Source organism: Pseudomonas sp. 05L36, assembly GCF_056398125.1.
On record NZ_JBFTOU010000027.1, the window covers coordinates 43,714 to 56,157 of the forward strand.

The 12,444-nt window shown below is 60.6% G+C and carries 12 protein-coding genes; 5 read left to right on the forward strand and 7 right to left on the reverse strand.

Going from position 1 to position 12,444, the window contains the following annotated elements; genetic code table 11:
- Positions 1 to 56: 56 nt before the first annotated feature.
- Together AC1DKH_RS24390 and AC1DKH_RS24395 are read right to left on the reverse strand one after the other, a co-directional pair.
- A complete protein-coding gene (locus AC1DKH_RS24390; RefSeq protein WP_477756766.1) occupies positions 57 to 1,013 on the reverse strand; it encodes an alpha/beta fold hydrolase in 957 nt (318 codons plus the stop codon).
- Positions 1,014 to 1,035: 22 nt separating this feature from the next.
- Positions 1,036 to 2,490 (reverse strand): flavin-containing monooxygenase, encoded by a 1,455-nt coding sequence (locus AC1DKH_RS24395; protein WP_477799547.1) that lies wholly within the window; start codon positions 2,488 to 2,490, stop codon positions 1,036 to 1,038.
- A 198-nt stretch (positions 2,491 to 2,688) separates the two neighbouring features.
- On the opposite strand from AC1DKH_RS24395, the gene AC1DKH_RS24400 reads away from it, so the two are divergent.
- Positions 2,689 to 3,762 carry a diguanylate cyclase gene (locus AC1DKH_RS24400; RefSeq protein ID WP_477799548.1) on the forward strand — a complete coding sequence of 358 codons (1,074 nt, stop codon included), beginning with the start codon at positions 2,689 to 2,691 and terminating at the stop codon, positions 3,760 to 3,762.
- Positions 3,763 to 3,973: 211 nt separating this feature from the next.
- Here AC1DKH_RS24400 and AC1DKH_RS24405 read toward each other — a convergent pair whose 3' ends face one another.
- From AC1DKH_RS24405 to AC1DKH_RS24415, 3 genes are all read right to left on the reverse strand, one after another.
- Positions 3,974 to 4,843, reverse strand: a complete 870-nt coding sequence (locus tag AC1DKH_RS24405) for an isocitrate lyase/PEP mutase family protein (protein WP_108219687.1) — start codon at positions 4,841 to 4,843, stop codon at positions 3,974 to 3,976.
- A 142-nt stretch (positions 4,844 to 4,985) separates the two neighbouring features.
- Entirely contained in the window at positions 4,986 to 6,020 is a 1,035-nt protein-coding gene (gene astA / locus AC1DKH_RS24410) for an arginine N-succinyltransferase (RefSeq protein WP_477799549.1), read from the reverse strand.
- Positions 6,021 to 6,072: 52 nt separating this feature from the next.
- Positions 6,073 to 7,089 carry an arginine N-succinyltransferase gene (locus AC1DKH_RS24415; RefSeq protein ID WP_477799550.1) on the reverse strand — a complete coding sequence of 339 codons (1,017 nt, stop codon included), beginning with the start codon at positions 7,087 to 7,089 and terminating at the stop codon, positions 6,073 to 6,075.
- A 563-nt stretch (positions 7,090 to 7,652) separates the two neighbouring features.
- Between AC1DKH_RS24415 and AC1DKH_RS24420 the strand changes: the two genes are divergently transcribed.
- Entirely contained in the window at positions 7,653 to 8,225 is a 573-nt protein-coding gene (locus tag AC1DKH_RS24420) for a histidine phosphatase family protein (RefSeq protein ID WP_477756546.1), read from the forward strand.
- Complete coding sequence (gene cobF / locus AC1DKH_RS24425) at positions 8,225 to 8,980, forward strand: precorrin-6A synthase (deacetylating) (RefSeq protein ID WP_477799551.1); 756 nt, start codon at positions 8,225 to 8,227, stop codon at positions 8,978 to 8,980. The genes AC1DKH_RS24420 and cobF overlap by 1 nt, the downstream gene beginning before the upstream one ends.
- Positions 8,981 to 9,052: 72 nt before the next feature.
- Here cobF and ftrA read toward each other — a convergent pair whose 3' ends face one another.
- On the reverse strand, positions 9,053 to 10,027 hold the full coding sequence (ftrA, locus tag AC1DKH_RS24430; protein ID WP_477799552.1) for a transcriptional regulator FtrA: 975 nt from the start codon (positions 10,025 to 10,027) through the stop codon (positions 9,053 to 9,055).
- A 101-nt stretch (positions 10,028 to 10,128) separates the two neighbouring features.
- Between ftrA and AC1DKH_RS24435 the strand changes: the two genes are divergently transcribed.
- Complete coding sequence (locus tag AC1DKH_RS24435; protein WP_477799553.1) at positions 10,129 to 10,563, forward strand: rhodanese-like domain-containing protein; 435 nt, start codon at positions 10,129 to 10,131, stop codon at positions 10,561 to 10,563.
- Positions 10,564 to 10,655: 92 nt separating this feature from the next.
- Here AC1DKH_RS24435 and AC1DKH_RS24440 read toward each other — a convergent pair whose 3' ends face one another.
- Positions 10,656 to 11,294: a type 1 glutamine amidotransferase gene (locus AC1DKH_RS24440; protein ID WP_477799554.1), complete on the reverse strand. Its 639-nt coding sequence runs from the start codon at positions 11,292 to 11,294 to the stop codon at positions 10,656 to 10,658.
- Positions 11,295 to 11,624: 330 nt separating this feature from the next.
- Here AC1DKH_RS24440 and AC1DKH_RS24445 point away from each other — a divergent pair, with 330 nt between their 5' ends.
- On the forward strand, positions 11,625 to 12,404 hold the full coding sequence (locus AC1DKH_RS24445; protein ID WP_477760334.1) for an ABC transporter substrate-binding protein: 780 nt from the start codon (positions 11,625 to 11,627) through the stop codon (positions 12,402 to 12,404).
- The last annotated feature ends 40 nt before the right edge of the window (positions 12,405 to 12,444 follow it).

The following is a 12,444-nucleotide window of genomic DNA, read 5'->3' on the forward strand; positions in this document are numbered from 1 at the left end:
CGCGACGCCGACAAACGAAGTTTCTGACGAACTTCATTCTGCAAAGGACTGCATGCCTAGTGCAGTCGTTGATCCTGTGGGCTCTCCGAGCGCAGCGATGCCAAAAACTCCCGATACAGTCGCGCCGAACCGGTGGGGGCTTCCACCATGGGCATGTGCCCGACGGCGTCCCAGATATGCACGCGCAGGTCGGCGATGCCCTTGCTCCAGACCGCCACGCTGCTGACATCGATCAGCCGGTCCTTGCGCCCCCACAACAACAGGGCCGGGGCGGTGATGTCGGGCAGATGCGGTTCCATCGGCGGACTGGCGCGCATTTCGCGGAAGATTTCTTCCAGCTCCTCGCGGGACTGTTCATAGCGCTGGGCGACGGCATCGAGAACCAGCTTCGGTACCCAGGGTGGCGAAGCCATGGTCATGGCGTAGAAGCGCTGGAATTCTTCGCGCGAGTGAATCAGAAACGGGTTGTGGCCCTTGGCCAAATGCCGCTCGAGGTCACTGGGCTCGGGCGCGGTGACACCCGCCGGGTCGATCAGCGCCACGGACACAATGCGCTCGGGGTACGTGGCCGCGAGCCATGCCGCCATGTAGCCGCCCATGGAATTGCCGATGACATGGACTTTCTCCACCCCGCACACGTCCAGCAGCTGGATCATGCGCTTGGCCTGTAGCGGGATGTCATAGCCGCCGCCGGCCTTGAAGCCGGTTTCGCCATGGCCGGCGATGTCCGGGATGATCACCCGGTGGCTGCCGACAAAGTGCCGGGCGAAACGCAGCCAGAGGTTCTTGTCGGCGCTGAAGCCATGGAGCATCAGCACATTGCTGGTGGCCTCGTACGGTCCGCCTTGCCAGGTCGAGACGGTCATCTCGGGGATGGGCACGACGATTTTGTGCAGCCGGTACAACTTGGCCTCGGCCGCCATGTTCAAGTCATAGAGCCAGTAGCCGATGGCCGGGTAGGTCAGCCAGCTCCAGGCGACGAACACTGCGAGAACGACGAACAACAAAAGCATCACGCGTCTCCCTTGTATCTGCTCAGGACAAAATGTGATCGGCGGGTTTCAGCGCTCGGGTCAAGCGATGAAAGCTGAAGCTGAACCCCGGAAACATGGCAATCACATGACCGCTCCTGCTTTGATACCAACTGTGGCAACCACCGGACTTCCACACGGTGCGTTCCATTTCCCGGTGGATCATTTCAGTGTAGGTACGTTCCGCCTCATGGCGAACTTCAATGCTGCGTAAACCTTGAGTCTTCAAGGTGCGAATGCAATCGAGGATGTAGTTCATCTGGGATTCGATGATGAATAGCGCCGAGGTGTGGCCGATGCCGGTGTTCGGCCCGGTGACGATGAACAGGTTGGGGAAGTCGGGCAGGGCGGTGCCAAGGTAGGCCCGCGGGTATTGCGCCCAGACCTCCTTGAGACATGTGCCGTTTTTGCCCGTTACCGGGTAGCAAATCACCCCGTCGGTGGCGTCGTAGCCGGTGGACCAGACGATCAGGTCCAGGTCAATGTGCTGGCCATCGAGGGTAACGATGCCGGTTTCGTCGATGGACGCGATACCTTGTTCGCGGCTGTGCAGCGTCACGTTGCTACGGGCCAGGGCCGGGTACAGCGTGCTGGACAGAATTACCCGTTTACAGCCGATGGTGTAGTCCGGCGTCAGCTGGCGCCGCAGTTCGGTGTCCGGCACCTGGTGTTTGAGAAAACGCAGGGCCTGGCGCTGGACCATGTGCACCGCCGGCTTCGAATACTTGAAGCCAAACACCCGGGTTTCGAATTGCCAGTAGATACCCCAGCGCAGCAACTTGTAGGCGGGTTTGAGCCCCAGCAGCCAGCGCTCGAAGCGGCCAAACCTGCGATCAGCCCGGGGCAATACCCAGTGGGGCGTGCGCTGGAACACATGCAAGTGCCCGACGTCCGGGGCAATGGCCGGAATGACCTGGGCCGCACTGGCGCCGCTGCCGACGATGGCCACGGATTTTTGCCGGTAGTCGTAGCCGTGATCCCAGTTGTTGGTGTGAAAAGTCTTGCCCTGAAAGCGTTCCTGTCCGTCGAAGTGCGGCACCACTGGTTGACTCAGCGGCCCGGTAGCGTTGATCAGGAACTGCGCGCAAAACGTGCCTTTGTCGGCGGTGTACAGCGTCCAGCGTTTGTTGGCGTCGTCCCATTCGACGCGCTCGACATTCGCGCTCAGTTCTACCTTGTCCCGCAGGCCGAAGTGTTCCACCACATGGCGGGTGTAGCGGCGCAGTTCGGCCTGTCCGGCGAACATTTGCGTCCAGCGATAAGGGGCGAAAGACAATGAGTAAAGCGGCGAGGGCACATCGACTGCCGCGCCGGGATAGGTGTTCTGGCACCAGGTGCCGCCGAAGAAATCCCGTCGTTCCAGCAGGCGGAAATCGTCGATGCCGGCCTTGAGCAGATTGATTGCAGCACATTGGCCGCCAAACCCGCTGCCGATGATCAATACTTGAAAGGTCTGCATGGGCCTCCTCTTATGGTCATTGATCAACCCTTCTTTCATGTATAGCCGTTTCTGGAGACGAGGCTTTTGCTTTTACACGAGCGTGATGTCGCGATATTCAGCCTGTCAGTCGGTGATGGCTATTTGATCTCACCCTGATAGACTCCAGCACACAGGCACAGGCTGTTTTCGCATTCCGTCGAGTGGCACAGAGGCCCTATGGCAAAATCGGGAGGAAAGGGGGTTTCATTGGCCAGGAGGCTCTATACATCGCGAATCCTCGGGTTGGCCCTGGGATTGGTGTGCGTGAGTGTGGCGATGTATCCACTCGATCCTGCGCCCTGGGTCTGGGGATTCATGTGGTTCAACGGCCTGGTCTGGCCGCACCTGGCTTACCAATGGACGCGCCGGGCCAGGACGCCTTATCACGCCGAACACCGCAATCTGCTGATCGATGCCTTTCTCGGCGGTTTCTGGATTGCCGCGATGCATTTCAATCCACTGCCCAGCGCGACCACCATTTCCATGATGGCCATGAACAACGTGGCCATCGGCGGCCTGCGCTTCCTGCTGGCCGGGACGGCCGCGCAAGTGCTGGGCGTCGGTGTTGGCTTGCAGATGTTCGCCCCGGCGTTCATTCCTGCCACCAGCCCGGTGCAGCTCTATGCCTGTTTGCCATTGCTGTGCCTGTATCCGTTGGCGCTGGGCTGGATCTGCTTCCGCCAGGCCCATACCCTCGGCCGTCAGAAACGTGAACTGCTGGCACTGAGCCGCACCGACAGCCTGACGGGCCTGCTGAACCATGGCACCTGGAAGGACCAGCTGGAGGTCGAGTTCCAGCGTTGCAAACGTCAGCAAAAAGGCGGGGCGATTGCGCTGATCGATATCGACCATTTCAAAGCCATCAACGATACCTACGGCCATGTTGCCGGTGACATCGTCCTGCGTCAGTTGAGCAAAATGCTCAGGCACAGCCTGCGAGCGACCGATGTTGCAGGGCGCTACGGCGGTGACGAGTTCTGCGTGATCCTTCCGGACCTGCCCCTGAACCGCGCCGCCGCCGTCATGGAGGCCCTGCGCGATCGATTCGCCACCTTGGGGGACGAGCAGAACCCGGCGCTGGAAGTCAGCCTGAGCATTGGCCTGGCGTCATTCAACCCGGCCCACGCCGACGCGATGCTCTGGCTCAATGACGCCGACCATGCGCTATACGAAGCCAAGACCAGCGGGCGTAATCGAGTGATCTGTTGCGGCAATGGCAAACCCCATCGCGAACTGCTCGACTCGGTGTGACTGTCCAGCGCAAGACCTGTGTGAGCGAGCTTGCTCCGGGCGGCGATCCGACGAAAGCGGCGTGTCAGGCGGCAGTGGTGTTGGATGTGCTGACCCCTTCGCGGGCAAGCCCGCTCCCACAAGGATCTTGGGTGAATACAAAATTTGTGTTCAACAAAAATCCACTGTGGGAGCGAGCTTGCTCGCGATGGCGGCGCGTCGGTTTAAACCGTCATTCCTTCACGCTCATGAACTCTTCCGCGTAGCGGATGTATTCCTCGGGTTGCGTGTAGGTGTGAGTCAGCTCGGTGGCGTTCAGGTCCGACGTCTGGGTGAGTATCTGGCGTTGCTCGCGCAGGCTGTCGTAGGTCGCCTTGATCGCGGCGAAGTAAGCGCCATGGCCGTCGATGGTCACGCGCACACCCAGTTCGGCCAGGCGCTTGTCATCGCGTAGCAGCGGGTTGCCGTAGGTCACCAGCATCAGCGGCACGCTCAGGTGCTCGGCGATCTGCTCCAGATGGTCGAAGTCCTTTACGCCCACCATGCAGATACCGTCGGCCCCGGCGCGCTGGTATTGCCGGGTGCGGCTGATGATTTCCTGCACCGGCGCAATCCCCGCATGGGTGCGGGCGATGATCGCCATTTCCTTATCGCAGCGGGCTTCCAGTGCCGCGCGGATCTTGCCGACACCTTCGGCGACCGTGATCAGGTCGGTGGATTTGCGGCCAAACTGCGCAGGCAGCAGGGTGTCTTCGATGGTCAGCGCGGCGACGCCGGCCCGTTCGAGTTCGACGATGGTGCGCATGACGTTGAGCGCGTTGCCGTAGCCGTGGTCGGCGTCGGCAATCACCGGCAACTGGGCGACACGGCCGATGCGGGTGGCCTGTTCAGCGAATTCGCTGAGGGTGATCAGGGCAAAGTCAGGGGCGCCCAGCACTTGCAACGAGGCGACCGAACCACCAAGGATCCCGACTTCGAAGCCCAGGTCGGCGGCGATGCGGGCCGACATCGGGTCGAAAACCGAGGCTGTGTGGTAGCAGGTGTCGGAGGCGAACAATTGGCGAAAATTGCGGCGCAAATCTTGATGGGAAAGCCTGGACATATGAGTTCCACCAATGGAATGGAGGGGCTTGAGCAAAAGTGTCAACGCCGAAGAAATAAAAGGCTATCACGCGCACAGGAGGAGAATGATGACGAATTTGCCGGGTCAGGCAGATTGACGTCGCAACGATGGAGCTGAAAAGTCACGCCGCCTCGGCTTGTTGCCGTTGGTCAAGCAGCGGCACGGCGCGCACCGAGTCGCCGGGTTGCAGTTGCAGGCGCTTGGCGGTCAGGCGGTCAACCACCAGGCTGTTGCCCTCCTGTCGTGCCGGGGCGCAGGTAATGCGGCAGCTTTCCAGGCGGCGATTGTGGATCAGCCAGAGGGGCGCTTTATCGTCCGGCGAGCCGATGGCCAGTGACAGCGGTTGGCTATCGCGCACGGTGCGGATCCCGGAAACCGGGGCTTCAAGGACCGGTCCGCCGTCGAAGATATCGATGTGGCCCTTGTGGGCAAACCCTTCGGCGCTGAGGATTTTCAGGGCCTGCCCGGTATTCGGGTGGGCCTTGCCGATCACCGCCTGGGCCTGTTCGGTCAGCAGGCAGGTGTACAGCGGCTGGCGCGGCATCAATTCGGCGATGAACGATTTGTTGCCCAGCCCGGACAAGTGATCGGTGTGGCTGAAGTCCATCTTGAAAAAGTGCCGGCCGAGGCTGTCCCAGAACGGCGAGCCACCTTGTTCGTCGGCACTGCCGCGTAACTCGGCGATGAGCCGGTTGCCGAACAGCTGCGTAAACTCGGCCACAAACAACAAACGCCCGAGCGAAAGCAAACGGCCGTTGCTTCCCTGGCGCTGATCGGGGCGCAGGTACAGCGAGCAGACTTCCGATTGCCCGGTCAATTCATTGCTCAGGAACAGGGTCGGGATCTGGCGCTCGATACCCAGGTCCGGTGCCGCACTGACCGTCAGTCCGACCCGGTAGTTGTACCAGGGCTCGCGCAGGCCGACGCCACCCGTCAGGGCGCTGACGCCCACCACTTGCTGCTCGTCGTCCTCGAGCACGAACAGATAATCGGCATCGGCCCGATCGACCTGCCCGGCGAAAGTGCGTTGGGCCCAGCGGATCCGGTGGGCCAGGCGTTCTTCGTCGGCCGGCAGGCTGGTAAGTCCCGGAACGGCCTGACGCACCAGCGTGAACAGGGCGGGCAGATCGGTGATCTGGACCGGACGGACAATCATGCGGCTGTTCCTTGTTCGTGTGTGCTCGGGCGGTGACGTCGCGGGCGGCTATTCACAGGGCGATCAGCCTGATCGGGCTGCCCTCGGTCACCTTCAGCGCCTTGCACATGGCTGCGTCCAGCGTGACGGGTTGCCCGGTGATGTAATCAAGATCGGCGACGATGGCTCGGTAATCCTTCAAGGACTCGTTGCTCACCAGAAAGCTGCCGCGGGCATCGATCACAGGTCCCGGCCGCGTGATAGCGCACTGGCTGTGGGCGATGGAACGAATGCCCGACGTGCGCGCATACAGGGTCGGGCCTCCATCGAACAAATCGATGTAGCTGTTGGTTTCGAAGCCTTCACGCTCGAGGATATCGAAGGCTTCCTGGCCGTCGGGGTGGATGCTGCCGATACAGTCCTGTGCTGCCTGGGGCAGCATGGGCACGTAAATCGGATACTGCGGCATCAGTTCGGCGAGAAAGGTGCGGCTCTGCAGGCCGCAAAGCCGTTCGGCCTCGACGTAGGGCAAGTCGAAGAAATGCTTGCCCACGGCATCCCAAAATGGCGAGTGGCCTTCATCACTGCTGTAGCCGACGATTTCGGTGATCACCGTTTCGGAAAAACGCCGGGCGTGGGTGGCGATGAACAACAGGCGCGCCCGCGACAGTAGTTCGGAATGCGCGCTGCGCACACGCGCGGCATCGATATGGAAGCCCCGCAGCAAGGTGTGGCCACTGAGATCGTGACACAACGACAAGGCCGGTACGCCGTGCTCGATGTTCAGTTCCCTCGAGGCACTGGTGAAGTGCCGGTTGCGCAGGCTGTAGAACGGCTCGTTGAACCCCGCCGTGGCGAGGATTTCCGAGCAGCCGACCAGGTGCTGCGTCGTCAGGTCTTCGAGTACAAAGAAATAGTTTTCCGGGCCATGAACATCAACGTCCTTTTCGAACGACGCACACGAATCGAGGATTTTTCCGCGCAACCGTTCGCTATCGTCAGGCAGGGATGTAACGCCCACGAGGCTTTCACGAGCCAGCCTCTGCAACTGGGGCAGGTCGGCTGACTCGACTGGACGCAAGACCAGCATGGAGACACTCCTGTATTAAACGATTCGGCGGTTTGAGCCTAACCTGACTTTCACTGTCGGTTTTTCCACATATTCAATCGGTGGTCGTCTGAACGTTGTCAGGCGCCACTCTTTTTCTTGTCAGATGTTTTTTGGAATGGACCGGGTTAAACAAGAAACGGGCGATTCGGCCGCAGGCGATGCCTGGCCAGGCGCATTGATCGGGTATTCGAGAAAGGGCATCCGGGCTCCTGCTGGATGAGTGTGGAACATGTTTTAACAGTCCGTTGAAAGGAGTATTTAATTATCGCGTCCTGCCTGTCTAGTGAATTTTCGCGTGGTCTGGCCGTGCCCGAAAAAGGGGCGAAGTGCCTGTACCAAGGGACTACGCCGATGTCGTAAAGTCTTGTAGGTGATTGCCTTGGTTGCGGTCAGCCATAACAGAAAACCTGGCAGGAAATGACTGAAGGATCCGTTTCAGGCAGGAAAATTAAACACCACCCAGGGCTGCTTTGTTGCGGCACAATTGCGCGATGGCGGTCACCTGACGCCGTCGTTCCTTTCCATCTTTAGAGTGATTGCTGGTGCAGGCGACCCGTTTAACCCTGATTTGTCATGCTCGAACCGTCGCACAGAAATTGGCGCGTTTTCCTCTGGACGAGCCTTTGGAGATGGATTGGCAAGCGCTCAGGCTTTCCCGTGGCAATCAGTTCAAGGGCGCTCCACGCCTCGTCTGCGGCCCGGAGTTGCGCACTCGGCAAACCGCTGAACTGTTCGGCAGCGCATCGGAGATTGTTGACGCGTTGAAGGACTGCGACTTCGGGCGCTGGGGCGGTGAGCGCATCGGCGATCTGCAAAAAAACGATTCCGAAGCGCTCCAGCATTGGCTGGGCGACCCGGCTTCGGCACCCCACGGTGGCGAGTCGCTGGTGCAACTGGGCGAGCGCGTGGGCGCGTGGTTGACCACGTTGCAGTCGACGCCAGGGCACATCGTTGCCATTACCCATCCCTTCGTCATCCGCGCCGCACTCACGCAGGTGTTGCAAGGCGTATCGTCCGGCCTGATCGACGTCGAACCCCTGTCGGCGGTCGAGTTGAGATTCCATGGCCGCTGGCGGCTGCGCTTGCCGGGCACCGGGCCCGAGGACTTGCTGTGATGAAAAAGCTCCTGGTCATCGGTATCGGTGCTGGCAATCCCGACTACATCACAATGCAAGCGGTGAAGGCGCTGAATCAGGTCGACGTTTTTTTTCTCATGGACAAGGGCGAGAGCAAGAACAAACTCATCGATTTGCGCCGCGAAATCTGTTCACGCTACATCACCCACCACGCTTACCGTTTTGTCGAAGCCCACAACCCGGAGCGCGAGCGCGGTGAAGTGGACTACAAAACCAGTGTCGACGACCTGAACCTGGCCAGGCAGCAGACCTTCGAACGGCTGATCAACGATGAAATGTCCGACGGCCAGAGTGGTGGTTTTCTGGTGTGGGGCGATCCGGCGCTGTACGACAGCACCATTCGCATCTTGCAGGCGATCCAGGTCTCAGGCGCCTGTGCGTTCGAGTTCGAGGTGATCCCCGGCATTACCAGCGTCCAGGCGTTGGCGGCACAGCACAAGGTGCCGCTCAACCAGATTGGCCGCTCGGTTGAAATCACCACGGGCCGGCGTCTGGCGGCAGGGCAGGTGAGCGATGCCGACAGCCTGGTGGTGATGCTCGATGCTCAGGATGCTTACCGTCAGGTGGTGGATCAGGACACCGAGATTTACTGGGGGGCCTATCTGGGGACGCCGGATCAAATCCTGATCAGCGGCAAGCTCAAGGATGTGGCGGATGAAATCCAACGAGTGCGCAAGGCTGCAAGGCTGGCCAATGGCTGGATCATGGATACCTATTTATTGCGCAAGCCTTGAGCACTGAATTGCCCGGTCTGACGCCTTCGCTGTAGGAGCGGGCTTGCCCGCGAAGAGGCCCTTGAGAACACTTCAAGAAATAGCATTGCCCCCACGCCCAAACCGCTCCCGATACACCGACGGCGGCACGCCAACCACCGTTCGAAAGGCCACCCGGAAGCTTTCCACCGAACGATAACCACAACGTTCGGCTATCTGCTCGGTGTTCTGGTCGCTGCTTTCCAGCAGTTCGCGGGCGCGGCCCAGACGTTCGTGCTGCAACCAGGTTTTTGGTGACTGGCCACTGGCTTCGGTGAAGCGGCGCAGGAACGTGCGTTCGCTCATGGCGGCTTCGCTGGCCAGGTCGCGCACCTCCAGCGGCTCGTGCAAACGCTCACGTGCCCACTGCATGACGCGGGAAAGATCGCTGCGCGGTGTGGGACTAACCGGCGTCGGAATGAATTGCGCCTGGCCACCGCTGCGTTGCGGCGACGTGACCAGGCGTCGGGCCACGGAGTTGGCCACCTGTGCGCCGAAATCCCGTGCCACCAGATGCAGGCAGGCATCGATGCCTGCCGCGCTGCCGGCGGAGGTGATCAATTGGCCGGAATCGACATATAACACGTCCGGGTCCACCAGGATGCCGGGAAACCGCTCGGCCAGTTCTGAGGTATAGCGCCAGTGCGTGGTCGCGCCGCGCCCGTCGAGCAAGCCCGTGGCGGCGAGGACGAAAACACCGGAGCAGATCGACAGCAACCGCGCCCCCCGCGCATGGGCCTGGCGCAGTGCGGCGATCAACTCCACAGGCACTGCGGCGCTGCGGTCGCGCCAGCCGGGAATGATGATGGTCCGCGCGTCGGCGAGCATTTCCATGCCGCCATCGGCCAGGACCTGGATGCCGCCCATGGCACGCATCGGGCCTTGATCGACCGCGACGATATGATGCTCGTACCACGGAAAATCGAATTCAGGTCGTGGCAGGCCGAAGATCTCCACGGCAATGCCGAACTCGAACGTGCAGAGGCCGTCGTAGGCCAGAATCGCGACCGTTCCTGGGGTGGGGTGCATTTGGCGGAAAGTTCCCGGTGAGTGTCTTATGCGCCACTTTAGCCGCAAGTGGCTGGCGGATAAAGTCTTCCTGCACCCACCGATACCTTGGAGTACACAACATGACCAGCCTGGTTCGCGAAATTCCCGCCGCCCCATCGGCCATCGCCCTGATGCATTTCAGCAACCGTCTGACCTTCGAAACCGATTGTTCCGACGTCCACGCCAGCCAGCAGGGCGGTGCAGTCGATTTCGTTCTGGTGGATGTTCGTGGCCCGCTGGCGTTCGAACGCGGGCATGTGCCGGGAGCGATCAACCTTCCCGGTCGCTTGCTGACCGCCGAAGGTTTGGCCGGGTATCCGAAAAACAGCCTGTTTGTGGTGTATTGCGCCGGGCCTCATTGCAACGGCGCCAACAAGGCGGCGGTGAAACTGGCGGCCCTGGGGTATCCGGTCAAGGAGATGATTGGCGGCGTGACCGGGTGGCTGGATGAAGGGTTTGAGTTGAGTGTCGGGGTACAGCGGCAAGCCAGCAGCGTGGTCGGTTGCGAGTGTTGATGTAACCGAAAAAGATCGCAGGCTACGCCAGCTCCTACATTGGATTGCGGTGCCTGTAGGCGCTGGCGCAGCCTGCGATCTTTTGATCTTTTTTATTGATTTCCGGCCGCCCACCACTCATCCAGTGTCGCTTCCAACCACTTGGCCACCGCTGCGTAAGCCTCAGTCTCCTGCTCACCCCGTGGCAACGGTGACTCATCGCCAAAATGCGCATTGAGCAAGGCCACCGATTCGGCATTCCACTCCGGATGAAACTGCAACCCCAGCCGCGTCGGCCCGGCGCGGTACATCTGCTGCACACAGTGCTCGCTGCTGGCCAATAGCTGCGCGGCAGGCGGCAGGTGGATGGCGTCTTCGTGCCACTCCAGCACCTTCAGCGTTTGCCCATCGATAAAGCTCACGGTAGTCCATCCGGTTTCGGTCCGGTCCATCCGCCGTACATTCCCGCCCAGGCTCAACGCCAGCAACTGTGCCCCCAGGCAAATGGCGAACACAGCCGCGTCCTGATCGAGACTGCCTGCGAGCCATTGCCGTTCGGCTTCCAGCCAGGCCGGACCGGCATTGGATTCATAAGGCCCGCCCAAGAGGATCACGGGATCGGCGCTGACGGGCGGCAATTGGCCGAGGTCGGCGCGAAACACCTTCAGCGTCAGCCCTCGGGATTCGGCCCAGATGGCGATGGCACCCGGACCTTCGGCGGGGTGGTGCTGGATCAGGTTCAACGTGGGCATTACGCTAGTCTCGATGGGACGCAAGGGCACTCAATGTGCCGTAAAACATCCAGCATCGCCAGTCGGCTCATTCCGTCGGATGCAGCCGCAAACGCTGCAGGTTTGTGCTGAAAACGCGACTTGTCTGACAGACTTTGCCCCGTCATGGCGCGAGCACCTCAATACATCCATCCCGCCGCCATTTTTCTGTAAATATTTGTCGCCTCAGCGTAATTTGCCCTCCTGTCACCGCTCTAGACTGCCGGCCACTTCGGTTCCCGCTCACAAAGCGATGACCGAACGCTGCCAATCGAAGCTGCCAATAAAAGCCTCCGCACACAGGAGTTATAAATGAAGAAGCTAGTGATGTTCGGTGCCCTGGCACTGTCGATGTTGTCCCTGACCGCCGTGGCTGATGACGCCAAGCCGATCCGCATCGGCATCGAAGCCGGCTACCCGCCATTCTCGATGAAAACCCCTGATGGCAAACTCACCGGTTTCGACGTGGACATCGGCGACGCGCTGTGCGAGCAGATGAAAGTCAAGTGCACCTGGGTCGAGCAAGAGTTCGACGGCCTGATCCCTGCGCTGAAGGTCAAGAAAATCGACGCCATCCTGTCGTCCATGACCATCACTGACGACCGCAAGAAGAACGTCGATTTCACCATCAAGTACTACCACACCCCTGCGCGCTTCGTGATGAAGGAAGGCAGTGACGTCAAGGACCCGCTGACCGAGCTCAAGGGCAAGAAAGTCGGTGTCCTGCGCGCCAGTACCCACGACCGCTTCGCCACTGAAGTATTGCAACCGGCGGGGATTGTCCTGGTGCGTTACGGCTCCCAGCAGGAAGCCAACCTGGACATGGTCTCCGGCCGCATTGACGCGTTGCTGGCCGACTCGGTCAACCTGGACGACGGTTTCCTGAAAACCGATGCCGGTAAAGGTTTTGCCTTCGTCGGCCCTGAGTACAACGATCCGAAATACTTCGGTGGCGGCGCCGGCATTGCCGTGCGCAAGGGTGATAAGGAACTGGCGGACAAGTTCAACACCGCCATCACCGAAATCCGCGCCAACGGCAAGTACAAGCAAGTGCAGGACAAGTACTTCAAGTTTGACGTTTACGGCGAGTAAGCGAGCGGGTTGAAAAAGTGGCAACCGTTGGCGCGGTTGC

Bases quoted from the DNA above. Each gene is read 5' to 3' on its own strand.
- AC1DKH_RS24435 (WP_477799553.1), top strand. From the start codon at position 10,129: ATGACCAGCCTGGTTCGCGAAATTCCCGCCGCCCCATCGGCCATCGCC.
- AC1DKH_RS24440 (WP_477799554.1), bottom strand. From the start codon at position 11,294: ATGCCCACGTTGAACCTGATCCAGCACCACCCCGCCGAAGGTCCGGGT.
- AC1DKH_RS24390 (WP_477756766.1), bottom strand. From the start codon at position 1,013: ATGCTTTTGTTGTTCGTCGTTCTCGCAGTGTTCGTCGCCTGGAGCTGG.
- AC1DKH_RS24400 (WP_477799548.1), top strand. From the start codon at position 2,689: ATGGCAAAATCGGGAGGAAAGGGGGTTTCATTGGCCAGGAGGCTCTAT.
- AC1DKH_RS24395 (WP_477799547.1), bottom strand. From the start codon at position 2,490: ATGCAGACCTTTCAAGTATTGATCATCGGCAGCGGGTTTGGCGGCCAA.
- astA (WP_477799549.1), bottom strand. From the start codon at position 6,020: ATGATTGTCCGTCCGGTCCAGATCACCGATCTGCCCGCCCTGTTCACG.
- AC1DKH_RS24405 (WP_108219687.1), bottom strand. From the start codon at position 4,843: ATGTCCAGGCTTTCCCATCAAGATTTGCGCCGCAATTTTCGCCAATTG.
- cobF (WP_477799551.1), top strand. From the start codon at position 8,225: ATGAAAAAGCTCCTGGTCATCGGTATCGGTGCTGGCAATCCCGACTAC.
- AC1DKH_RS24415 (WP_477799550.1), bottom strand. From the start codon at position 7,089: ATGCTGGTCTTGCGTCCAGTCGAGTCAGCCGACCTGCCCCAGTTGCAG.
- AC1DKH_RS24445 (WP_477760334.1), top strand. From the start codon at position 11,625: ATGAAGAAGCTAGTGATGTTCGGTGCCCTGGCACTGTCGATGTTGTCC.
- ftrA (WP_477799552.1), bottom strand. From the start codon at position 10,027: ATGCACCCCACCCCAGGAACGGTCGCGATTCTGGCCTACGACGGCCTC.